21 protein-coding genes are annotated in these 24,845 nt (G+C 34.5%); 7 read left to right on the plus strand and 14 right to left on the minus strand.

Annotated elements, in window-relative coordinates; all coding sequences use genetic code 11:
* Positions 1 to 40: 40 nt before the first annotated feature.
* From AC000W_RS04065 to AC000W_RS04075, 3 genes are all read right to left on the minus strand, one after another.
* Positions 41 to 1,435: a M16 family metallopeptidase gene (locus AC000W_RS04065; RefSeq protein WP_474746269.1), complete on the minus strand. Its 1,395-nt coding sequence runs from the start codon at positions 1,433 to 1,435 to the stop codon at positions 41 to 43.
* Positions 1,435 to 2,823, minus strand: a complete 1,389-nt coding sequence (locus AC000W_RS04070) for a M16 family metallopeptidase (RefSeq protein WP_474746271.1) — start codon at positions 2,821 to 2,823, stop codon at positions 1,435 to 1,437. The genes AC000W_RS04065 and AC000W_RS04070 overlap by 1 nt, the downstream gene beginning before the upstream one ends.
* 63 nt (positions 2,824 to 2,886) lie before the next feature.
* Entirely contained in the window at positions 2,887 to 3,687 is an 801-nt protein-coding gene (locus tag AC000W_RS04075; protein WP_474746273.1) for an MBL fold metallo-hydrolase, read from the minus strand.
* Between the two features lie 208 nt (positions 3,688 to 3,895).
* On the opposite strand from AC000W_RS04075, the gene AC000W_RS04080 reads away from it, so the two are divergent.
* Positions 3,896 to 4,783: a hypothetical protein gene (locus AC000W_RS04080; protein ID WP_474746274.1), complete on the plus strand. Its 888-nt coding sequence runs from the start codon at positions 3,896 to 3,898 to the stop codon at positions 4,781 to 4,783.
* Positions 4,784 to 4,860: 77 nt separating this feature from the next.
* Here AC000W_RS04080 and fumC read toward each other — a convergent pair whose 3' ends face one another.
* Positions 4,861 to 6,258 carry a class II fumarate hydratase gene (fumC, locus tag AC000W_RS04085; RefSeq protein ID WP_474746276.1) on the minus strand — a complete coding sequence of 466 codons (1,398 nt, stop codon included), beginning with the start codon at positions 6,256 to 6,258 and terminating at the stop codon, positions 4,861 to 4,863.
* 141 nt (positions 6,259 to 6,399) lie between these two features.
* Between fumC and AC000W_RS04090 the strand changes: the two genes are divergently transcribed.
* Entirely contained in the window at positions 6,400 to 6,573 is a 174-nt protein-coding gene (locus AC000W_RS04090) for a hypothetical protein (protein ID WP_474746278.1), read from the plus strand.
* A gap of 58 nt (positions 6,574 to 6,631) precedes the next feature.
* Here AC000W_RS04090 and AC000W_RS04095 read toward each other — a convergent pair whose 3' ends face one another.
* From AC000W_RS04095 to AC000W_RS04125, 7 genes are all read right to left on the minus strand, one after another.
* On the minus strand, positions 6,632 to 9,157 hold the full coding sequence (locus AC000W_RS04095) for a TonB-dependent receptor (RefSeq protein WP_474746279.1): 2,526 nt from the start codon (positions 9,155 to 9,157) through the stop codon (positions 6,632 to 6,634).
* Between the two features lie 12 nt (positions 9,158 to 9,169).
* Positions 9,170 to 9,661 carry a hypothetical protein gene (locus AC000W_RS04100; protein ID WP_474746281.1) on the minus strand — a complete coding sequence of 164 codons (492 nt, stop codon included), beginning with the start codon at positions 9,659 to 9,661 and terminating at the stop codon, positions 9,170 to 9,172.
* A gap of 92 nt (positions 9,662 to 9,753) precedes the next feature.
* Entirely contained in the window at positions 9,754 to 10,104 is a 351-nt protein-coding gene (gene arsC, locus AC000W_RS04105) for an arsenate reductase (glutaredoxin) (protein ID WP_474746283.1), read from the minus strand.
* Positions 10,104 to 11,199 (minus strand): peptide chain release factor 2 gene (gene prfB, locus AC000W_RS04110; RefSeq protein ID WP_474746285.1). Its coding sequence is split into 2 segments (ribosomal slippage): positions 10,104 to 11,135 and positions 11,137 to 11,199, totalling 1,095 coding nucleotides; the frame shifts between segments, so codons are not numbered across the junction. The genes arsC and prfB overlap by 1 nt, the downstream gene beginning before the upstream one ends.
* A 63-nt stretch (positions 11,200 to 11,262) precedes the next feature.
* Complete coding sequence (locus tag AC000W_RS04115; RefSeq protein ID WP_474746287.1) at positions 11,263 to 12,117, minus strand: transglutaminase-like domain-containing protein; 855 nt, start codon at positions 12,115 to 12,117, stop codon at positions 11,263 to 11,265.
* Between the two features lie 40 nt (positions 12,118 to 12,157).
* A complete protein-coding gene (locus tag AC000W_RS04120; RefSeq protein WP_474746288.1) occupies positions 12,158 to 13,105 on the minus strand; it encodes an alpha-E domain-containing protein in 948 nt (315 codons plus the stop codon).
* Between the two features lie 5 nt (positions 13,106 to 13,110).
* Positions 13,111 to 14,574, minus strand: a complete 1,464-nt coding sequence (locus AC000W_RS04125) for a circularly permuted type 2 ATP-grasp protein (protein WP_474746290.1) — start codon at positions 14,572 to 14,574, stop codon at positions 13,111 to 13,113.
* Positions 14,575 to 14,818: 244 nt separating this feature from the next.
* Between AC000W_RS04125 and AC000W_RS04130 the strand changes: the two genes are divergently transcribed.
* Both AC000W_RS04130 and AC000W_RS04135 read left to right on the plus strand, forming a co-directional pair.
* Entirely contained in the window at positions 14,819 to 17,179 is a 2,361-nt protein-coding gene (locus tag AC000W_RS04130) for a zinc-dependent metalloprotease (protein WP_474746581.1), read from the plus strand.
* An 11-nt stretch (positions 17,180 to 17,190) separates the two neighbouring features.
* The gene (locus tag AC000W_RS04135) at positions 17,191 to 18,213 is read left to right on the plus strand and encodes a threonine aldolase family protein (RefSeq protein WP_474746291.1); all 1,023 of its coding nucleotides are present in this window, start codon (positions 17,191 to 17,193) and stop codon (positions 18,211 to 18,213) included.
* Here the strand turns inward: AC000W_RS04135 and AC000W_RS04140 are convergent.
* Both AC000W_RS04140 and AC000W_RS04145 read right to left on the minus strand, forming a co-directional pair.
* Positions 18,208 to 18,531 carry a YegP family protein gene (locus AC000W_RS04140; RefSeq protein ID WP_474746292.1) on the minus strand — a complete coding sequence of 108 codons (324 nt, stop codon included), beginning with the start codon at positions 18,529 to 18,531 and terminating at the stop codon, positions 18,208 to 18,210. The two genes, AC000W_RS04135 and AC000W_RS04140, sit on opposite strands and share 6 nt — an antisense overlap.
* Before the next feature lie 23 nt (positions 18,532 to 18,554).
* Positions 18,555 to 18,881 carry a YbaB/EbfC family nucleoid-associated protein gene (locus AC000W_RS04145; RefSeq protein WP_474746294.1) on the minus strand — a complete coding sequence of 109 codons (327 nt, stop codon included), beginning with the start codon at positions 18,879 to 18,881 and terminating at the stop codon, positions 18,555 to 18,557.
* Between the two features lie 66 nt (positions 18,882 to 18,947).
* Between AC000W_RS04145 and AC000W_RS04150 the strand changes: the two genes are divergently transcribed.
* From AC000W_RS04150 to capB, 3 genes are all read left to right on the plus strand, one after another.
* Positions 18,948 to 21,086 (plus strand): S9 family peptidase, encoded by a 2,139-nt coding sequence (locus AC000W_RS04150; protein ID WP_474746295.1) that lies wholly within the window; start codon positions 18,948 to 18,950, stop codon positions 21,084 to 21,086.
* An 86-nt stretch (positions 21,087 to 21,172) separates the two neighbouring features.
* Positions 21,173 to 22,213 (plus strand): cysteate synthase, encoded by a 1,041-nt coding sequence (gene capA, locus AC000W_RS04155; protein ID WP_474746297.1) that lies wholly within the window; start codon positions 21,173 to 21,175, stop codon positions 22,211 to 22,213.
* A 123-nt stretch (positions 22,214 to 22,336) separates the two neighbouring features.
* Positions 22,337 to 23,596 carry a cysteate-C-fatty acyltransferase gene (gene capB, locus AC000W_RS04160; RefSeq protein WP_474746298.1) on the plus strand — a complete coding sequence of 420 codons (1,260 nt, stop codon included), beginning with the start codon at positions 22,337 to 22,339 and terminating at the stop codon, positions 23,594 to 23,596.
* A gap of 52 nt (positions 23,597 to 23,648) precedes the next feature.
* Here the strand turns inward: capB and AC000W_RS04165 are convergent, their stop codons facing one another.
* Complete coding sequence (locus tag AC000W_RS04165) at positions 23,649 to 24,770, minus strand: GTP cyclohydrolase (protein ID WP_474746300.1); 1,122 nt, start codon at positions 24,768 to 24,770, stop codon at positions 23,649 to 23,651.
* Positions 24,771 to 24,845: the final 75 nt, after the last annotated feature.

Raw genomic sequence — 24,845 nt, forward strand, 5'->3', positions numbered from 1 at the left:
GCTCCAATTAAGGAGCTTTTTTTATTAAGACTATTGATAATTATTGTTTAAGTGGCTTTTTAATTGTTTCCTCAATCTGATTTTCAATTTTTTGTTTGTCACCGACTACGATTAAGGTCATGTTTTCTGGTCTTATATATTTTTTGGTCATTTCCTGAACCATTTCTGGTGTTACAGCATGCATGCTCTTTACTTTGTTTTCTAAAAAGGCATCATCTAAATCATGTGTATCAAGAAATATAAGCTGACCTATAATACCGCTGGGAGATGAATTCTGCAAAACATAAATACCAGACTCATAATTTATAATACCATTCAATTCTTCTTGAGATGGAGGCTCATTTTGCAAGTTTTCAATTTCATTTTTTATTTCTTGTAAAGATGCTCCCGTATGTTCAGTTGTAACATCAGCTCTTTCATACCAAACCCCAGATTTATAGTTTTCAGCCAAAATACTACGAGGAGAATAGGTATATCCCTTATCTTCTCTTATGTTACTAGTAATTCTAGATGCAAATGAACCTCCAAGAATAGAGTTGGTTACGTCCATGGCAATATAATCTGGATGAGATGGGTCTACTACGGGTAACCCATAAAATATTGTTGACTGCGGTGCGTCTGGTCTATCAATTATTTTTACAGTATTACCAGTTACTGCTTTAGCAACATTATACATAGACTCATTACCAGCTTTCCAATCGGACATAGAACTGTCAACAGCATCCTTAACGGCTTCCGAATCAAAATTTCCAGCAACATATATAGTTGTACGCTTAGCTCCAAAATTGGCATCATAAAATTCCTTTATGTCATCTACTGTGTAAGAATCAATATTTTCTTCACTTGGATATACACGTCCATAAGGATGGTCAGGGTAGATTTCTGCATAAAAATCTCGATATGCCTGGGAACCTGGAGTAGATAAATCTACGGAGAGTTCACGCTTCATATCACTCTTTAATCTATCTAATTCTTCTCCTGGCCATTTTGGGTTTTTCAAAACGTCTGCAATCACTTTAATGGCATCAGGAGTAAATTCATATAATACAGATGCTGATAGGGAAGTTGTATGTGAACCAACACCCATATTTAAATTGCCTCCCATTCCTGCCATCTCATCGGCAATTTCTTGGGATGTTTTATTTATACTACCTTCTTCTAACAAGTCTACTAACAGGTCTGCCAACCATACTTGGTCTTCCTTTTCATTAATGTTACCAGTCTTAATATTAAATCTTATGGTCGCTTTGGGCAAGGAACCGTAAGGAACCAATACTAAAGTGAGACCATTATCATATTCAATAACTTCCTTATTTGGAAGGGAGAAATTTTTTGGCTCTCCGCCTTTGGGAGGTTGTTCTTTTTCAATTGTTTGTTCTTGGGCAAAAGAAAAAGTGAACGTAAGTGCTATAAGGTATGTGATGATATTTTTCATTATTGTGTTTTTTCGTTATTTGCCAATAAAGGATTTACCGTTAAAATTGTACGATTTGTTTTTCTAAGATACTCATCTATGGTTTTGGAAATTATTTCTGGAGTAACTTTGTTAAATTCATCTTCTATTTGGTTTATCCGGTCAGGATTATCATCAAATAAGGCAAAACTACAGAGTAAGTCAGCTCTTCCCAACCCAAAAAAACCACCAAGGTCATCATATAATTGTGATCTTGTTTTAATGATAGCTTTATCAATCATTTCTTGGGAAAGATTACTTTTTAGATTAGCCATGACTTCATCAATAGAAGTTAGAATATCTTCTTTTGACGTTTCAGCATCATAGGTAAAATTATACATCCAAAGCATTGGACCTTTATAATTGAACATATTTCCCAAATAATTGATGCCTCCACCAACGTCTGAGGTATATCCTTTTTCCTTTTCTAATTTTTGCTTTAATAAACCATTATCGCCTTGTAATAGAATTTGATTTAAAAGGCCCATGGCATAATATTCTGGTGTATTACGTTCTGGCATATGATATGCCAGGGCAATAGCAGGTTTATTTGCCAATGGATCATCTTTAATGATATCTTTTTCAACTTCTTGTCTAGGTTCCGAAATATCTGGTTGAGCAGGTAATTCTGAAGCAGGAATATTCCCAAAATATTTTTCTATCCATACTTTGGTTTCTTCAATTTCAAAATCGCCCACAACAGAAATTGCTGCATTGTTTGGGGCATAGTATGTCTTAAAAAAACTGGCAACATCTTCTAAATTTGCTGCATCTAAATCTTCAAGGTCGCCATAAAAATTATGAGCATTGTTCCAATTGGTGTTTGCGTATTGCGGCATATCTAACCAAGGAAAACCACCATATGGCTGGTTTAACACGTTTACTTTTACTTCATTTTTTACTACACCTTGCTGGTTGGTTAGATTTTCTTGAGTAATGTCCAACCCACGCATTCTATCAGCCTCTGCCCAAAGCATAGTTTCTAGTTTATGAGAGGGGACAATTTCAAAATAATTAGTAAAATCAAACCTAGTGGAGCCATTAAGAACACCTCCATTTTGTTGTACTAGTTTAATAAACTCCATTTTACCAAGATTTTTGGATCCTTGGAACATCATATGCTCAAACAAATGCGCAAAACCGGTACGATCTCTAGGCTCAATTCTAAAACCAATATTGTAGTAGGCGGCAATAATTGCCGTTGGCGATGTTTTGTCCTGTGAAAGAATTACTTTTAAGCCGTTGTCCAGTTTGTAGTACTCAACTGGCACTTGGAATTTGGCAACTTCTTTTTCTTTTTTCTCCTCTTTACAACTAATCATCAATAAAATGATTAACAGTATGGAAGATATTTTAAATGTGTTTTTCATATGTGAATTTTAAGGAAAGTTAACTTATATATAGACTCAATAGCTTTAATAATGTTACATATATTAATATGGTTCTGTTGGATACCAATCCAACTGCACAACTTCTATACTGGTATTTCCCGTATTGACTAATTCTTTAAACTTTGCAACATCGCTTACATTTGGTCTTCCTCTAAAATGGTAAGGATAAACTTGTTTGGGTTTAAATTCCAAAACAGCACTTGCCGCACTTTCTTCTGTCATGGTATAGGGCAAGTTCATACAAATAAAGGCCTTATCAATATTTTGTAATGCTCTCATCTCTGGAATATCTTCTGTATCTCCAGAGAAATAAAGACGTTGTCCATCAATATTCAGAACATAACCATTACCACGTCCTTTGGTATGAAAACTTAAAGCTTCCTCCCTTAAATTATACATAGGGATAGCTACTACGGTTATATTATGTACTTCTTTGGATTCCCCATTGTTTAATACGATGAGCTGAGAACTAAATCCATCAGGGATTTTATCGGCGACAGCCCCTGGGACTATGATTTTTGTTTTTTCAGTATTTATTGCTTGTAATGTTTCAACATTAAGGTGATCTCCATGAATATCGGTAACCAAAATTAAATCTGGTTGTTTTTGTCCTTCAAACTTAGTTTTCCCACCAACGGGGTCTATATATATGGTTATATCTTGCCACTCTAAAACGGCAGTGGCATGTTCTATGGGTATTATTTTTATTTCAGGACTACTACTAGTTGCTGAAGCGGGCTCATTTATACCAATATCAGAATCCATTATCGGAGTCGATTTGGTTTTTTCTTTGCATCCAATTGTTAGAGCAATAAAAGTGATTGTGAAAATAATTTTTTTCATCTGTGATGTTTTATGGTTGATAAACCCTGTAATTCATTCAATTTAAATGAAATAGCCAAGTATTGTTGTTGCATATAAAGTTACTACATCAATCCTAAATATTCCATTTTTGGTCTAGAAAAGTCCAAATGTTAAAATGTAGCGTATATAAATCAAAATCAAACAACTATTTTAAAATTTACGAACACGATTATTTAATTATTACATTATGACTGAAACAAAGAATAACAACGGATTAAAAGTAATAGCAGGTTTGCTAGGTGTGATTTTGCTAGGTACTATTATTTACACAGTAAGTCTTTATCAAGACAAGAAAAAGACAACTACTTTACTTACACAAGAAAAGGATTTAGTTGTTGAAGACTTAAATAGCTTAAAATCTGAATATGACAAAGCTATTATGGAAAGCAATGCTACTAATGAAGAATTGGTAGGTGCAAGAGATAGAATTGCAAAATATATTGATTCTGTTAAAACAATGAAGGCAGATATTTCATCTCTTTCAAGATACAGAAGACAAGTTAATGTACTTAAAGCTGAAAGAGAGCAATTACTTAAGCAAGTAGATTCTTTGACACAATCTAACAGTTTATTGGCTATGCAAAGAGATAGCACATATGTTGAGTTAGAAAAGCAAACAGTGTTCAATGATTCTTTAGTTGTACAAAACACTCAATTAGCGGATGCAGTTGAAAGAGGTTCTGCTTTGAACTTAACTAAGATAAGTGTTGATGCTGTTAGAGAAAGAAACAATGGAAAATTAGTTTCTACTACTAGAGCTAAAAGCACTGATAAATTTAAAATTTGTTTTACAGTAGCTAACAATGTAATTGCTGAAGCTGGTGATAGAGAATTTTTAATTGAAGTTTTAGACCCACAAGGAAATGTTATTGGTGGTGGTATGTCAAAGTCTAATGATGCAGGGGCTTCCATAAACTATAGTAAAGGAACTGGTTTCTACTATGAGAACAGTAACTTGGATGTATGTGATTTTGTTGATAAACCTGCTGGTGATTTCCAAAAAGGAAATTACATGGCCAATGTCTATGATGATCAATTAAAGTTGTTGGGAACTTCCAATTTCACTTTAAAGTAATGTAAACACTACCTATTACATATAAAAGGGGAAAACCAAAATGGTTTTCCCCTTTTCTTTTTTAAATAAAAAATTAATTATTTAAGTGAGCCAACCATGTTTTCTGGCTTTACCCATTGGTCGTACTCTTCATCAGTCACATATCCTAAATTGATTGCTTCCTCTTTTAAAGTTGTTCCATTTTTATGTGCTGTATTGGCAATTTCTGCAGCTTTATAATACCCAATTTTAGTATTCAATGCTGTCACCAACATCAAAGAATTGTTCAATAATTGTTTTATAACTTGATGATTGGGTTCAATACCAGAAGCACAGTGTTCATTAAAACTAGCACAAGCATCACCCAGTAGTTGCGCTGATTGTAAAATATTGGCTGCCATCATAGGCTTAAAGACATTTAGTTCATAATGTCCTTGTGTACCACCAATGGATATTGCAACATCATTACCCATAACTTGTGCACAAACCATTGTCAAAGCTTCACATTGTGTTGGGTTAACTTTTCCTGGCATAATAGAACTTCCAGGCTCGTTTGCAGGAATAATAATCTCACCAATTCCCGAACGGGGACCAGAAGCCATCATTCGTATATCATTGGCAATTTTATTTAAGGAAACTGCCAATTGCTTTAATGCAGAATGGCTTTCCACAATGGCGTCATGTGCTGCCAAAGCCTCAAATTTATTTTTTGCTGTAATAAATGGTAACCCTGTGAAATCGGCAATATATTTCGCGACAAGAACGTCGTACCCTTCCGGGGTATTTAATCCAGTTCCTACAGCTGTTCCACCAAGAGCTAGCTCACTTAAATGTTCCAACGTATTCTTTAGTGCTTTTAGTCCATGGTCCAATTGAGAAACATATCCAGAAAATTCTTGCCCCAAGGTTAGGGGAGTGGCATCCATTAAATGGGTACGCCCAATTTTTACAACATTGGAAAATTCTTTTGACTTCTTATGCAAAGTGTCCCGTAATTGGGTAACCCCAGGAATTGTTACTTCAACAATTTTTTTATAGGCAGCTATGTGCATTCCTGTTGGAAAAGTATCATTTGAGGATTGAGATTTGTTAACATCGTCATTTGGCTGAATGGTTTTTTCCCCCTCGCCAATTTTTTTTCCTGCAATTTCATGGGCGCGGTTGGCTACAACTTCATTTACATTCATATTACTTTGGGTTCCAGACCCTGTTTGCCATATAACCAATGGGAATTGATCATTGTGCTTGCCTTCTAAAATTTCATCACAGACTTTGGAAATTAAATCTCTTTTCTCCACAGAAAGAACACCAAGCTCACAATTAGTGTATGCCGCCGCTTTTTTTAGATAGGCAAATCCAAATACAATATCTAACGGCATAGAGGCTGTTACGCCTATTTTAAAATTGTTACGAGAACGTTCAGTTTGTGCTCCCCAATATTTATCAGATGGGACCTTAACTTCTCCCATGGTATCTTTTTCAATTCTAAAGCTCATTTTTAACTGGTTTATTTACTACAAAGGTACTGTTTTGATGAGTATTTTTCTTTTTACATAATTGTTTTCAGTATTTTTTTGAATTTGATTTGCACTATTTATGGTTTTCAAACTATCTTTGCATTATTAAATATAATTTCCATGTTTGATTTTGACCAATATTTAGGATTTTTAGCATTTTTAACCATATTGACCATAGGTTTTTGGTTAATGATATTTTTGTTGACATTTGTTGTTCCTTATTGGTTGTTTGGGAATATTAAAGAATTATTAAAAGAAAAGCGCGATAAGCGAAGAGCTGCGCGAAACGAATAAAAAAAGAAGCCATATTGGCTTCTTTTTTGTTTTAATATATCTATGTTGGTTGATTATTCTATCCACCAAAACCTTCTCCTTCTTCGTCGCCATCACCACCACCGTTTCTTTGTCCAGGTCTATTTCTACCTCTCTGGTTTTGTTGTTGGTTGAATCTATATAGAAAAGATAAATTGATTTGACGCCTTCTCCATTGAAACTCGCTATAGGTAAATACATTATCTGTACGTGTTTCACTTCTACGCTTACCCGTATTAAACAAGTCTCTGATATTAAGAGACAAAGACGCTTTGTCTTTTAAAAACTCTTTACTTAATGCTAAATTAGTAAAGAGCATACCTTTATTTTTGGATTGTGCATTTTCATTGGGGCCCATAAAAAACAAATTACTTTGAAAGTCAATCTTTCCTGGTAGTGGCACTTTAGCACTAAATCTTGTAAACCATGAAAAATTATCAGCATCAAAATTCTGTGTAATTTCTTCATTTTGAAAATTGATGTAATTATAATCCCCTCTAATTTGTCTTTGGAACAAATTTAAGTTCCATGTTAAACGCCAACTTCTTTTAGGGGTGTAGGTAGTGGTGAATTCCATCCCCAATCTTTTTTCAGTCGCTAAATTGATAGGTCCTCTTAATTGCACAGGAACAAGAACTGGATTTGCAGGGTCATCTGGATTATCAATCTCTACAAAATCCCCCCTTTCTCTTGTTACAAATTGAAATACCCCCGTTGATCTATTAAAATAGCCAGAAGTAGTAAAACTTACTTTATCCCATCTCTTTAAATATCCTAAATCATAAGCATCCGTATAGGTTGGGTCTAAATCTGGATTTCCTTGGAATAGGTTGGTATTACTGCTTCTAGACGGGAAAGGGTTTATAAAACGTGATCTTGGCCTACGAAGACGTTTACTATAACTAAGAGTAATTTGCTCTTCTTCTGAAAACTCATATCCTACAAAAAGGGAAGGAAACCAATTCACATAATTTTTATTATTGATTTCATTTGTATTAACTAGTTCTATTCCAATGTCTGATGCTTCCATTCTTAATCCCCCAAGCACATTAAATTTGTTGAACTTACTTCCTATTTGGGTGTATACTGCATTTACATACTCTTTGTAGACAAGCTCGTTGCTAAAATTTGGGTCACTGTTCAAAATTCCATTTTCCAAAATCCCAAAATCAAAATCGGTATTGAACTCATTGAAAGTACCGCGATAACCAAATTCAAATTGAGATTTATTGTCTTTTCCAAAAGGTCGCACATAATCCATTTGGAGGAGCTGGTTTTTCTGACTTTCATCATTCAGTGTTTGTTCTGTTGGAAGGTTTGTGTTTTCACCCAATACCACTTCATTAATAATAGAATTTTCATATTCATCACCTGTTGAATATTGATAATCAAAAGTCAACTTATGCCCATTGTCATTAAAATTTTTAACGTAGTTTAAAGAATACTGCACGTCTCTATTAATATCATCTTCCACCGTACCCCTAAATCGCTGAATGGTGGGATTTTGAGCCGCATCAAAATTAAAAAAATCAATGCCCGTTGTATTGAGACCGTCTCTTCTACTGTACACTAACGAGTTGGTAATACTACTAGTAGAATCAATAAAAAATTCAAAACCAATATTAGTATTAAATCCTTCATTTTCTCTTTGCATTTCCCTATACTCATTTTGAAAACTTGCAGTGCTCCCGTCTGCGTTAAAATTTTCTTGCTCAAATAACGCATTACCAGGACCAGTTCTATATCGGTATGAAGTATTCGTAAAAATATTGAAATTTTTGCGCCTTAAATTTAAGCTCAAATTTCCACCATAGCTTTCTGGGTTTCCAACATTTATACTAAACGAACCGTTGAGACCTGCTGTTTTACTTTGTTTAAGAATAATGTTTAAAATTCCAGCAGTGCCCTCGGCATCATACCGGGCAGAAGGGTTTGTAATAACTTCTACTTTCTCGATAGCTTCCGCTGGAAGAGATTTTAGTGCTTCTGGGCTCAATCCAGATAGAGCAGAAGGTTTTCCATTGATTAAAATGCGTACACTTTCATTTCCTCTTAAACTAATATTTCCTTCAACATCCACAGAAACTGATGGTACATTGTCCAAAACATCGGTTACAGATCCGCCTTTTACTGTAAGATCAGAACCTACGTTATATACTTTTTTATCTAATCGTAATTCTACAGTGGTTCTTTCGCCAACGACTTCTACAGCCTCTAGTTGCTCAACATCCAGGGCTAATTTAATAGTCCCTAAGTCTGTTGCTTCCCTTAACAATTGATTTTCGAGGGTATAGGTCTTATAGGAAATATATTCTACTCTGATGTTGTATCTGCCAGGTCTGGTTTCAACATCAAATTCACCCTCAGCATTGGTGATTCCACCTGTAACAATACTTGGATTTTGAACACTTTGTAGAACAAGGGTTGCATATTCTAGCGGCAAATCGTTTTCCTGATCTAAAACTGTCCCTGTAATTTTTATTGGTGTTCGTTGACCTTGTGGAGGTCTTTGTGCAGTTAGAGTTACCGTAATTAGTAACAAAAATAAAGGGAATAGTTTTTTCATAGGTTGTTTTGGTTAATCCTTGTTTTTCTTCTTCTTTTTTTTCTTTTTTTCTTTCTTTTTGGGTTTAAAACCATCTTCTTGAAGCTTAACAAAAGCATTGTATTTTTCTTCTGAAAGACTAGCTTTTAAGTCGTCATCTTGGGTTTTATGTATTTTTTCCAAGGCTTCCCTAGTCTTATCTGCATCTAATTCCAGAATTTGAAGTTCCATTCGTTTTTTAATGGAAGTAGTTAAAATACTGCTCACTACTGCTGTTTCAAACTCATTTAATTCCAGTGCCTCTGTTATTTTTGGCATTTCATCATCCACAATCTCTTCTGCGGTCTTTGGCTCAGGTTCCTTTTCTGGGATATTTGCCTGTGGAATGGTATTTCGTCCCCTTCCTCCATAACCATAACCACCACGTCCATAACCATAGCCTCCATAACCGTATTGAGCACTAACTTCAAGGAAACTTATAATTAAAAAAAAGAATAATAAAATGTGTTTGTATTGTTTTTTCATGATTTTAATCGTTTACTTAGATTGTAAAAATATTTTATGGTTTAAACCGCTATCGTTAAATGTTTGTTAAAGTAATCGTATGCCCTAAATGCCTAGCTAAGAATGTTATAGACTTTCTCTGATGGTCTACCAATAACTGCTTTGTTCCCATTAATAAGGATGGGACGCTCTATTAACTTTGGATATTGTACCATGGCCTTTATAACCTCTTCATCACTTATTTCTTTTCCTTTGAAATGTTCTTTCCAAATTGGTTCATTTTTCCTAACCAACCCTATGGGAGAAATACCCAAAAGTTCAATAACTTCTTTCAATTCATCAATTGTGGGAATCTCCTCTAAATACTTAACTATCTCAAAGTCCTTGCCAGAGTTCTCTAGAATTGCAAGACCTTCTCTAGATTTGGTACATCTTGGGTTGTGATATATTTTAATTTTAGTCATTATTCTTCTTTTTGCCCCATCATCATTAGATAGGCTTTTAAAAATTGATCTATATTTCCATCCATTACAGCATCAACATTTCCTGTTTCTTCACCTGTTCTTACATCTTTCACCAACTTATATGGATGCATCACATAGTTACGAATTTGTGACCCCCATTCAATCTTCATTTTAGAGGATTCTATTTCTTGTCGTGCTTCCATTTTTTTTCTCAATTCAATTTCATATAATTGGGATTTAAGCATTTTCATTGCTGTAGCTCTATTATCATGTTGGGAACGGGAATCCGAACATTGAATTTGTATTCCCGATGGTTTATGTACTAGTTGAACCTTAGTTTCAACCTTATTTACATTTTGTCCACCAGCACCACTAGAACGTGCTGTAGTAATCTCAATATCAGCTGGATTTATATCAATTTCGATACTATCATCAACAAGTGGGTATACATAAACTGAAGCAAAAGAGGTATGTCTTTTTGCGTTGCTATCAAACGGTGAAATACGAACCAATCTATGTACTCCATTTTCACCTTTTAACCAGCCAAATGCAAACTCACCATCAATTTCTAGTGTAACTGTTTTAATACCCGCTACATCACCTTCTTGGTAATTGAGCTCTTTTACTTTATAACCGTTTTTTTCGCTCCACATCATATACATTCTCATAAGCATGGAAGCCCAGTCACAGCTTTCTGTACCGCCAGCTCCTGCGGTTACTTGAAGTACTGCGGTAAGTTCATCACCTTCATCAGATAGCATGTTTTTAAACTCCAACTTTTCAATGGAACTAAGCGTTTTTTCAAAATGAGCATTTACTTCCTCTTCAGAAATATCACCCTCTTTTTGGAATTCTATGAATATCTCTAAATCATTCACTAAATTTTCGGCACTTACATAATCATCCACCCACTTTTTTTTGGATTGGATGGACTGCATATGTAATTGTGCTTCTTGTGGATTGTCCCAAAAGTTGGGAGCTAGAGTTTTTTCTTCTTCATTTTCTATTTCTATGAGCTTGGCATCAATGTCAAAGATACCTCCTTAACGCACCAAGGCGATCTATAAGACCTTTATGTTGATCTGTGGTTATCATCAAATATAATTTTGCCCAAAAATAGGGTACTTTTTGGGATTTTTAGAAAAATAAAAGGGTTCTTTACTGTTCGGTTGTTAAAACCTCAACAGAGTATTTAGTAGTATTCTTGCCTCCTGTGTAAACAACACCTCTAAGTGCAGAACAATCGTTAAAATCCTTTCCATGCGCAACTTTTACATGATTGTGGTTGGCTAAAATGTTATTTGTAGGATCAAAACCAACCCACCCTAATTCTGGAACATAGGTCTCAACCCAAGCATGCATTTGAGAATCACCAAAATAACCGTTTCCTTGATGTAAATATCCAGATACATAACGAGTGGGAATACCATTTTCTCTAGCAATAGCGCAAAATAAGTGAGAAAAATCCTGACAAACACCATGTCTATTATCAATAATATCCTGTAAAGTAGTATCTACATCCGTGACATTTGTTTTAAAATATAAATGAATATAGATCCAATGATTTAGTTGCTGTAAGTTTTCAAAAATGGGTTTAGATATGTCAAACCTAAAGATATCATTATGCTTTTTTGGTAGCGTAGTGAACTTTGTTTTTCTAAGATAGGGCTCAAAATTTACCCTAAAGTCTAAGCTATTAATTAGTTTATAATTTTCTGTTGTGTTTGGTATTTTAGCACTCTCAAATGGATTCACTTCTTTTTTAAGAACTTTAAAAAACGCGCTAAAACCAATTGTTTTTATTTTTTTTTGTGAACGGAGTTGTATGGTAGTAAAACCCAATCCGTTTATTGACAGGTTATAAGGAGCCAAAGCGCTATTCTCAAAATGCCATTCTACAATTTCTTGCGTATTATTTACTTTAGGAAAGATTAAGAATTGCCAAAATGCTTCATCCAATACCGTTTCATAGGTATTTTCCGCACTGTAAGTTATGTTGTACTCAAAGGACATAATTAATAGCTCAAAAATAATTTATTTAAAAATAGTACAATTAGTATGTAAAAAACTCTTTTTCCATTTTTTGACTAATTTTAAATAATTTACTTAGAATATCATCAATAAACATTTTAACATTTTCTTCAATTTCTTCTACATGTTTATATTGAAATTCTGTGCGTACTTTACCCACTAGAAAAGCTGTGGAGTTTTTATCTGGATGCACTCTTTTATCCAAAACAGAAATATGTTTGTGCACTTGGTTAAGGCAGTTCATAATGGAACGTGGACAATCTTCGTTTAATGCAAGAAATTCCAATGTTGAAATACTATTAGGTGCTTTTTTATAGAACCTTCTCATCATGTCATAAGATTCTGCACATTTAAGCAATGTGGACCACTCAAAACTATTGGATACTTGATCACCGTAGCTTCCCTTGGCTGTTAGAGCATCATTAAATTTTGTGTTGATTATTCTAATTATTTGTATAGCACGTTCTAAATTTACACCAAGCATTATAACGGCATACACTTCATCATGTAATAATGTTGCTCTAATTTTACCTCTAAGGACGGCGGTCATTTCGGTAATGTTTGTGGTAAAATCATACAAACCTTGTTTTACAAAAGTTTCTGAAGGATAGTTTATGATGAAATGGTAAAATTTATTCAAGGATTCATATAACTCGGTAGAAATTAAATCTCTTGCGCTATTTGCATTTTCCCTAGCACTCTTTACATTATTTATAATGGAGTAGTGCATATCATAATTTAAGCCAATGTTGTATAATACTTCTTCTTCCTTTAATATAGTATAATCATCTAAGATTGGATTCCCTACCATAAATTGCATGGAACGGAGCACAAATTGCCTAGATTGGGAAAGTTGGTTGGGGGCATCTAATGAAGAAAAATAATTTACATTTAGATAACGAGCAACATGCTCAGAACGCTCTATGTAGCGCCCCATCCAAAAAAGATTATTAGCAACTCTGGCAAGCATATACGTTATTTTTTTAGTACCCAGGTATCTTTAGAGCCTCCTCCTTGAGAAGAATTAACAATTAAATTTCCATCTTTTAGTGCAACTCTGGTAAGACCGCCTTTTAGTACAAATTGGTGTTTGTTTCCCAGCACCGCAAATGTCCTTAAGTCTATGTGCCTTTGTTCAAAACATTCTTTATCTTCTATATATGTTGGATGAACAGAAAGAGAAAGTATGGGCTGTGCAATGTACTTTCTTGGATTATCAATTATTTGGAGCTTTACTTGTTCAATCTCACTTTTAGTCAATTTGTTCCCAATTGATATTCCATAACCACCAGCTTCATCCACAGGTTTCACCACAAGGTCCTTAATATTTTCAATAACAAATTTTTGTTCGTCTGGTCTACTACAATGATAGGTTTGTACATTGTTTAGTATTGGTTCCTCACCCAAATAATACTTAATGATTTGTGGCATATAGGTGTAAATAGCCTTGTCATCTGCAACACCTGTTCCAGGAGCATTTGCTATACATACGTTTCCTTTTCTATAGGCTGCAAAAAGACCTGGAATACCAATGGATGAATCAGGTTTAAATTCTAGAGGGTCCAAGAAAAGGTCGTCAATTCTTCTATAAATAACATCCACTTTAATGGGGCCTGATATTGTTTTCATATATACAAAATCATTTTCCACAAAAAGGTCACGCCCTTCTACCAATTCCACTCCCATTGCTTTGGCCAGATACGAATGTTCGTAATAAGCTGAATTGTAGATTCCAGGTGTTATGACTACGCAGACCGGGTTATCCACTCCATGTGGCCTAACACTCTCAAGACTTCTTAATAGGTTCTCTGCATAATTTGTAACAGTATGAGTCTCATAATGGTTAAAGACCCCAAACAAAGCTCTTTTTAAGGCAGTTCTGTTACAGATGACATAGCTTACCCCAGACGGACATCTTATATTGTCCTCTAGAACATAATATTGCCCATCAGAATGCTTTATAAGGTCAGTACCAGATATATGGTTGTATATTCCCTGAGGGGGATCTACACCTAACATTTGGTGAAGATAGTTGGAAGACGAGCTGATTAGTTCCAACGGTACAACTTTATCCTTAATAATTTTCTTGTCATGGTAAATATCCCACAAGAAATGATTAAGGGCCAGACTACGTTGAATGGAACCCTTTTCAATGGTTTCCCATTCTTCTGGGTCTATAATTCTTGGAAAAAGGTCAAAAGGAAATATTTTTTCTTTGATTTCATCATCACTATATACTTGAAAAGTAATTCCCTGGTTAAAAAATGAAGATTTTGCCTTGCTATTTAATTTTTTATAATCCTCAATGGAAAGTCCTCCATAGAGATTTAAAAGTGTCTGATAGATGGGCTTAATTTTTCCATTGGCATCATACACTTCATCAAAAAGGCCATTTCTTTTTTTGTAAGAAGAAAAGATATTTTCACCATGTACCTCCATACACTAAATCTTTATTGAAAACTATACATTTTCATAAAAATATGGGGTGGATATATATTAAAAAGAAGGCGTTTTTCTATCATTTAGAGAAAAAAACAACCTCTTTTTTGTCAAGTTGACCGATATTGGACAAATAGCAAAAAAACGCAAAAATTAAAATGTTTTTCTCTAAATTTAAATTCTTAAAAAAACATACTATATGAAACAGTACTTACTCTTTTTTCTGGCCATTATTTTTGCCCCTATGCAGAGTTTTGCCCAATTTTCGGCTAATAAGGAAAATTATCAAAAATTCGAAGGTCTTTTTGATTTTTATTATGACGATGGTACCGATAAAATTTATTTAGAAGTTAATGAGCTAAACAAAGAATTTCTATATGTGTATTCCCTAAGTAGTGGTATTGGAAGCAATGACATTGGTTTAGATAGAGGCCAACTGGGAAACGAGCAGGTTGTTTATTTTAAAAAGGCAGGGAATAAACTACTTTTGGTACAACCCAACTTACGTTTTAGAGCTCTTACTGATAATGAACTTGAAAAAAAATCGGTAGAGCAAGCATTTGCTAAGTCCATACTTTTTGGGTTTAAAATTGAAGAAGAAAAAAACGGCAACTATGTAATTGATATTACTAGTTTTTTAATGCAAGATGCCCATGGAGTATCTAACCGATTAAAAAGAGCCAATCAAGGGTCATACAGTTTAGACTTATCTAAAAGCGCTATTGCTTTGGAACGAACAAAGGCTTTTCCAAAAAACATAGAATTTGATGCAACACTTACGTTTAAAGGAGAACCAAAGGGTGCCTATATACGTTCCGTTACTCCCAATCCTGGATTGGTGACCGTGGCACAGCACCATTCTTTTATAGAACTCCCAGATGATGGTTTTAAAAAGCGTGTTTTTGACCCAAGATGTGGGTCGTACCCTTTTTCATATTATGACTATGCTACTCCTGTAGAAGAGCCTATTCTTAAACAATTTGTTACTCGGCATCGATTAGAGAAGAAAGATCCTAGTGCAGCCGTTAGTGAAGCTGTTGAGCCCATTATATATTATTTGGACAATGGCACCCCAGAACCTGTACGTTCTGCTTTAATGGAAGGTGGTAAGTGGTGGAATCAAGCATTTGAATCTATTGGGTATAAAGATGCTTTTCAATTAAAAATACTACCCGATGATGCGGATCCTTTGGATGCTAGATATAATGTAATACAATGGGTTCATCGTTCCACTAGAGGTTGGAGCTATGGAAGTAGTATAACAGATCCTAGGACGGGAGAAATTATTAAAGGACATGTTAGTTTGGGAAGTCTTAGAATTCGTCAGGATTTTTTAATAGCACAGGCATTAATGAATGAGCCTTTTGCTGAAAGAGATGATAATCATGATGCTATGTTAAAATTAGCATTAGCAAGGATTCGCCAATTGTCTGCACATGAAATTGGCCACACCTTGGGTTTTGCTCATAATTTTGCTGCTAGCACAAACGGTAGGGCATCTGTAATGGATTATCCGCACCCTCAATTTTCAATTAAAAATGATGAGATAGATTTTTCTAATGCCTATGATGTAGGAATTGGTGATTGGGATAAAACTATTGTTGCCTATTCTTATGCAGTTTTTCCAGAAAATGCCAATGAGAAACAAGAGCTGAATTCCATTTTGAAAAAAGCTCAAAATAATGGATTAAGGTATATTTCTGACCGAGATGCCAGACCGTTGGGAGGAGCACATGCATTGGGACATTTATGGGATAATGGAAAAAGTATTAGTGAAGAACTGGAAAATGTATTGGCTATTAGAAAATTGGCTATCAATAATTTTTCTATTGATAATATTAGAACGGGAGAGGCAAATTCTGTTTTGGAAGACGTTTTTGCCCCATTATACTTTTTCCATCGGTACCAAACAGAAGGCGTGGCAAAAATAATAGGTGGTTTGGACTATAATTATACTGTTAAAGGTGATGGGCAGAACACTGTTTCTGTAGTTGATAAAGAAACTCAAAAAAATGCCTTAGAAAGTCTACTAAAAACATTGAATGCAGAAGAAATAGCTATTCCAAAAGAAAAATTAAAACTTTTTCCACCAAGGGCAACTGGGTTTTATAGGAGCAGGGAATCTTTTAAAGGGAAAACAGGCGTTGCTTTTGATCCACTTGGAGCGGTAGAAACAGCAAGTAACAATTCGTTAGCACTTCTTTTGCATCCAGAAAGGGCAAATAGATTAATTCAACAAAAAGCGCTGGACAAAAACCAACTAGGATTAAAAGATGTTGTTGTGTCTCTATTAGATGCTACAGTTAAATCCAAAAGCCTAGATGGGTATTTAGGGGAAGTTCAAAAAACAATTAATTGGCAAGTAATACAAGAACTAATGGCCTTGGCAAGTAGTAAAAGTAGTTCTCCACAGGTAACAGAAATAGTTTTGTTTGAAATGATGAGATTAAAGACATGGATTAGTGAAAAGAAAATCAATCCAACAAACATTCTGATTAAAAAAGAGTTGGAATCTTTTATTGGCAATCCAAAAGGGTATGAAAGAAAAACAGCAGCACCAAAAATCCCAGACGGTTCTCCTATTGGGATGGATTGTTATAATTAACACATGGTAAATTGAAAATAAATTTAATCAGCGATACAGTTACCAGACCAAGTGAAGGAATGTTGGCGGCCATGATGTCTGCTGAAGTAGGCGATGATGTTTTTAAAGAAGACCCAACGGTAAATACTCTAGAAGAAAAAGTAGCAAGCCTATTTGGCATGGAAGCTGCGCTATTTTTTCCGAGTGGTACTATGGCCAACCAAACGGGAATAAAAATACATACACAACCTGGAGAACAATTAATCTGTCATGAATATGCCCATGTATTTAATTATGAAGGTGGCGGTGTAAGTTTTAATAGTGGAGTTTCTTGTAGATTGTTAGAAGGTGATAGAGGCATGATGACAGCAGAACAAGTAGAAGCAGCAATAAACCCACCAGATTTTTACCATAGTCCCTTAACCTCATTGGTTTGTGTAGAAAACACGACCAATAAAGGTGGTGGTGCCTGTTGGGATTTAGAGGAACTTATTAAGATTAAAAAAGTCTGTAAAGATAATAGCTTAGGATTTCATTTGGATGGAGCTAGAATATGGAATGCGCTGGTAGCCAAAAAAGAATCTCCAAAAAAGTATGGAGGACTTTTTGATACTATTAGTGTATGTTTCAGTAAAGGACTTGGTTGCCCGGTAGGGTCAGCTTTATTAGGCAGTAAAGAACAAATTGATAAAGCATTACGAATAAGAAAAATCTTTGGTGGAGGAATGCGTCAAGCTGGTTTTTTGGCTGCCGCTGCAATTTATGCGTTGGATAATAATATTGATAGACTCAATGAAGATTATTTACGAGCAAAAGAATTAGGAGAGTGTCTTGCTTCACTTTCATTCATTAAAAAAGTGGAACCAGTTGAAACCAATATTTTAATTTTTGAACTAGATGAGGAGCAAATGACTCAGGCAAAATTTCTAGAGAAATTAAAAAAGAGTGACATTCATATTATTGGAATGGGCCAAGGAAAATTGCGAATGGTTACCCATTACGACTATACCCAAGAAATGCACGAAATAGTTTTAAAGGTATTAAAGCAATTATAATTGATTCCAATTAGGCACAGAGGACAAACTGTTTTTAATATTTTTTATACCGTTTTCCATTCCAGCTTCAGAATTATAAAGTTGACTCTTTCCTACAACATTTCCTTCATTATCTTTTAATGCAAATAAGAATTTACCGTTGTGATTGGTTTTCCGTTCAAAGTATTTGTTACTAGACAATGTGGGATTTAATTTAGACACTGTTTTTTCAACAGTCTTTTTGTTCGGAAAGTCAACACTGTTTAAAAGTATTGTGCCACTTTTGGATTTTAAGCAGAAACTGTAGTTGTTATTTATGTCTTTTTTTATTTCAATCACATTGTCTACTTTACATAAAGATACTATTTAAATAACGAATCCATTCCGGGAATATTTGGCATTCCATCTTTGGCAACGGCAGCAAGCTCAGTTTCATTTACTTTAGAGGCTTTTTCAATTGCCCTGTTTAGAGTAGTAACCAAATAATCCTCCAATTGTTCTTTATCTTGTAAAAGAGAACTATCCAAATCAATTGTTTTTATAGTTCTATTTGCTGTTAGGGTTACTGCAATTAATCCATCAGATGATTTTTCATCAACCAAAACAGTATCCAACCGTTTCTTTGTTTCCTCAACTTTTTTCTGGGTTTCTTTAAGTTTCCCCATCATTCCCATTAAGTCTCCAAACATATTATATTTATTTTAAGAGGTTGCAAGTTCAAAATTACTAAATTGCTGCAATAAAAAACACTATCCATGATGCATTTAAATAGTAGTAAAATTGTTTTGTTGTTAAGTCTTACTTTTGCGCTTTCCTGTCAGAATCAAAAAAAGGAAAAAACAGAAATGAAAGTACCTGTAGCAAAAAAACAGCCAAAAGAACTAGAAAAGCATGGTGATATTAGAATTGATGATTACTATTGGCTAAATGATAGAGAGGATAAAGAAGTCATTACATATTTAGAGGAGGAGAACACCTATTATAATGAAATGACTGCCCATACCAAGGCTTATCAAGAAACCCTATTTGAAGAATTAAAATCTAGAATAAAAGAAGACGATTCGTCTGTTCCTTATAAACGTGATGGGTATTGGTACTATACTAGGTATGAAGAAGGAAAGGAATATGCTATTCATGTTAGAAAAAAAGAAAGCTTAGACGCTCCGGAAGAAATTATATTCAATGGTAACGAAATGGCAGAAGGGCACGAATATTTTAGCTTGCGTGGTATATCCATAAGTCCAAACAATAAATATGCGGCTTTTGCTTTGGATACTGTTTCTAGAAGGCAATATTACATTCAAATAAAAGACCTTGAAACTGGAGAAATACATCCTGATAAGATAGAGAATACAACTGGAGGCAGCGTTTGGGCCAATGACAATAAAACGTTGTTTTATACAAAAAAAGATCCTGTAACACTAAGATCAGATAAAATATATAAACACAAATTCGGAACCGATTCTAAGGAAGATGAATTAATTTTTCATGAGGATGATGAGACTTTTGGCACCTTTGTGTACAAGTCTAAATCTAAAGAGTATATAATTATAGGCTCTTATAGTACACTTACAAGCGAGTATCAAATTTTAAAGGCTGATACTCCAGATGAATCCTTTAAAATGTTTTCTCCTAGAGAGCGTGGTTTAGAATATTCTATTTACCATTTTGATAATGATTTCTATGTACTTACCAACAAGGACAAGGCTACTAATTTTAAATTGATGAAAACAAGTGAGGAAAAAACATCTTCAAGTAATTGGGAAGAGTTTATTCCGCATAGAGCAAATGTGCTTTTAGAGGACATTAATATTTTTAAGGACTACTATGTGCTTTCTGAAAGAGAAAATGGATTGAACAAACTTAAAATCAATCGTTGGGACAACGCGGATAGCTATTATTTGCCTTTTGATAATGAAACCTATACGGCATATACTTACGCCAATTTGGAGTTTAATACAGAAACCTTGCGCTATGTTTACAATGCCATGACTACTCCATATTCTATCATAGATTTTAATATGAAAACCAAGGCCAAAGAAGTTAAAAAAGAGCAGGAGGTTTTAGGAGGTAAATTCAATAAAAATAATTATCGCTCTGAACGAGTATGGGCAACGGCTGAAGATGGGGTAAAGGTTCCCATGTCAATAATTTATCACAAAGACACCAAATTAGATGGCACCAGCCCTTTGTTGCAATATGCATATGGTTCTTATGGTAGTACAACTGACCCTTATTTTTCTACATCGAGACTAAGTCTTTTAGACAGAGGGTTTGTGTATGCAATTGCACATGTAAGAGGAGGGGAGTATTTGGGAAGAAAATGGTATGAAAATGGTAAATTACTCAATAAGAAAAATACATTTACAGATTTTATTGATTGTTCCAAGTATTTAATAGAAAACAAATACACAAGTACAGAACATCTATATGCTTATGGAGGTTCAGCAGGTGGATTGTTAATGGGTGCAATAGTAAACATGGCTCCTGAGCTTTATAATGGAGTTATAGCCGCTGTTCCTTTCGTAGATGTAGTAACTACTATGTTAGATGATTCTATTCCATTGACAACAGGAGAGTTTGATGAATGGGGAAATCCTAATGATAAAGAATACTATAATTATATAAAATCATATTCTCCATATGATAATGTAGTAGCTCAAGATTATCCAAATTTGTATGTAACTACTGGTTTACACGATTCGCAGGTGCAATACTTTGAACCAGCAAAATGGGTGGCCAAATTAAGAGAGGTAAAAACCGACTCTAATTTGTTGTTATTTGACATTAATATGGATGCTGGTCATGGAGGTGCATCAGGACGTTTTGAAGCCCTAAAGGAAACAGCAAAGGATTATGCTTTTTTATTGGATTTAGAAGGTCAAATACAGTAGTTAAAAAAAAAAATGTTAATTTTGTCGCTGGAATATTGTTAACAGTTTATATATTGTATTCATATTCCCCTAACTAGACATCCTTTATGGAACCCAAAATTAATGCTTATAATAACCTGCTTGAGTTAATAGGAAATACTCCTTTAATCAAGCTAAATAAGATTACTTCTACATTTAAAGGTAATTTCTACGCAAAATTAGAAGCTTTTAACCCAGGACATTCTTCCAAAGACAGGATTGCTGCGTATATTATAGAGGAAGCTGAGCGCAAAGGAATTTTAAAGGAAGGAAGCACAATTATAGAAACAACATCTGGGAATACTGGTTTTAGTATTGCTATGGTAAGTATTATCAAAGGATATGACTGTATATTGGCTGTAAGCTCTAAGTCATCCCAAGATAAGATAGATATGTTGCGAGCAATGGGCGCTAAGGTTTATGTATGCCCAGCCCATGTTAGTGCAGATGATCCAAGGTCATACTATCAGGTAGCAAAAAGCTTGCATGAAGAGACTAAGAATTCTATTTATATTAATCAATATTTTAATGAGCTGAATATGGAAGCTCATTACAATACTACTGGGCCAGAAATCTGGAATCAAACCAATGGAAATATTACGCACTTAGTGGCGTGTAGTGGAACTGGTGGGACCATATCTGGAACAGCAAAATATCTAAAAGAACAAAATCCTGATATTAAAATTATAGGTGTGGATGCTTTTGGGTCTGTACTTAAAAAGTATCACGAAACTCGTGAGTTTGATGCAGAGGAAATCTATCCGTACCGAATAGAAGGATTGGGAAAAAACCTTATTCCGGGAGCAACGGATTTTGATGTTATTGATGAGTTCATAAAAGTAACTGATGAAGAAAGTGCCCATACTGCAAGAGAAATTTCTAAAAGCGAGGGTATGTTCGTTGGTTATACCAGCGGTGCTGCTATGCAGGCGTTAAAGCAATTGAATGCTGAGGGTGAGTTTGGAAAGAATTGCAATGTTGTTGTTATATTTCCTGACCATGGCTCAAGATACATGAGCAAGGTGTACAGTGATGATTGGATGAACAATCAAGGATTCTTTGATACTAAGAACGCAGAAGAGGCTCAAAAGATTCAGTTCATAAAATAAACGTCAAATTATATAATATTATAAGCAATGGTCATTTGGTCATTGCTTTTTTTTTGAATAGAAATATTTATGAATGCTAATTAAAAATCCATAATTTTGCAGCTAAATCAATTTTTAGGCTAGATGAGAGACTTATTTGATAGAATCATTGAAAACAAAGGGCCGTTGGGAAAATGGGCTTCACAAGCAGAAGGATATTTTGTCTTTCCAAAACTAGAAGGTCCAATATCCAATAGAATGAAATTCCAAGGAAAGGAAGTTATTACTTGGAGTATCAATGATTATTTAGGTCTTGCTAATCTACCAGAAATAAAAAAAGTTGATGGAGATGCTGCTGCTGAATTTGGGGCGGCTTATCCAATGGGTGCTCGTATGATGAGTGGACATACAGAGTTTCATGAGCAATTGGAACAAGAATTGGCCGCTTTTGTAAGTAAAGAATCTTCCTATTTGTTAAACTTTGGCTACCAAGGTTTCATGTCCGTTATTGATGCTTTAGTAACAAAAGATGACATCATTGTTTATGATGTGGATGCTCATGCATGTATCATAGATGGAGTGCGTTTGCACATGGGTAAACGTTTTACATTTATGCATAATGATGTGGAGAGTTTAGAAAAAAACTTGGAACGTGCTACAAAAATGGCTGAACAAACTGGAGGAGGTATTTTAGTTATCTCTGAAGGAGTTTTTGGCATGCGTGGAGAGCAAGGAAAGTTAAAAGAAATAGTAGCCTTAAAGGAAAAATATAATTTCCGTTTGTTGGTTGATGATGCCCATGGTTTTGGAACTTTGGGAGAAACTGGGGCTGGAGCTGGCGAAGAACAAGGTGTGCAGGATGACATAGATGTATATTTGGCAACTTTTGCCAAATCCATGGCAGGTATTGGTGCCTTTGTAGCTGCAGATAAAGAAATTATAGATTACCTAAAATACAATTTACGTTCTCAGATGTTTGCTAAATCACTACCAATGGTTTATGTAAAAGGAGCACTGAAAAGATTGGACATGCTTAGAACAATGCCAGAGCTTAAAGAAAAGTTATGGGAGAATGTAAATGCATTACAAAATGGACTTAAAGAAAAAGGTTTTGACATAGGTACTACCAGTAGCTGTGTTACACCTGTTTATTTAAATGGAAGTATTCCAGAAGCAATGGCACTGGTTAAGGATTTACGTGAAAATTACGGTATATTTTGTTCTATTGTGGTTTATCCAGTAATACCTAAAGGTTTAATCTTGTTAAGATTGATTCCTACAGCTACACATACATTGGAAGATGTTGCTATTACGTTGGATGCTTTTTCTGGAATTAGAGAGCGTTTAGAGAACGGGACATATAAAAGATTATCTGCTGCTGTTGCCGCAGCAATGGGAGAGTAAATGGCTCTTTTCTTAGAAAAATTAGCACTGTTCAATTTACATTTTAAGTTTTTTACACCAAATTTTTCCGATAGGTTCTTCTACGTTTATGAACAACTGGGTCAAAATGCTTCCAGATTTGTTTAATAGCAATATTATCCTCTAATTCTGGCGTTCTAATACAAGTTTCAATACCTTTCTCCTTGAAAGTTTTGTAATATTCATTAAACATTACCGCAGTGACTCCTTTGTTTTGATAGTCAGGATGCACTCCTATTAAATAAAAAATAACATCCTTACTATGCTTTTTGGCTTTTAACAAATGAAAAATCCCAAACGGAAACAGTTTTCCTTTTGATTTTTGCAAGGCTTCTGAAAATGAAGGCATTACAATTCCAAAAGCTATCAGTTTATCATCCTTATCAACAATGAATTTGATGTACTCTGGATTAATGAAACTTATGTATTTCTTTTTAAAATATTCTTTTTGAATATCTGTAATTGGAACAAAGGAAGATAGGACAGAGTAGGTTTCATTAAATAGGTCAAACATTTTGTCTGCCATTGGCATAACCTCCTTTGTAGTGGTAAAATTTATGGCTTTAACACCGTATCTCCTTTTTATAAGGTCATTTACTTTGATAAAAAACTTGGGGTCAGCATTAGAAAATGGAAATTTATTTTCCATATATTCTTTCTCTTTAGTGAACCCTAGTCGTTCAAAATGAGAAACGTAGTATGGATGATTGTACCAAGTTATCATAGTGCCAATATGGTCAAAACCTTCAATAAGAACCCCTACTTTATCTAGATTGGAAAATCCTACGGGACCTTCTATGAACTCTAAACTGTTTTGCTTTCCTATTTCTTCTACTTTATTAAGAAGCGCCTCAGAAACAGACACATCATCAATAAAATCAAACCAGCCAAAACGCATTTTATTAACTTTTTGATGACTGATTTCTATTCTATTAATAATAGCGGCAACCCGGCCTACAATCTCATTGTCCTTATATGCTAAAAAGAACCACGCGTCTGCATCTTTAAATGCTGGGTTTTTGTCCTTGTTAAAAGTTTCCAGTTCATCATTTATAATAGGAGGAACCCAATATGGAGAATCTTTGTATAAGGAAAATGGAAATGTTACAAACTTCTTTAAGTCAGACTTTGTTACAGCTTCTTTAAGGATAATCATAAATGTTCTTTTCTAAGACCAATATCAGCAATATTAATCAATAGAAAAAACTGAAAAGTACTTTTTAGGGAATTC

The sequence above is a fragment of the Saonia sp. genome (assembly GCF_056326165.1).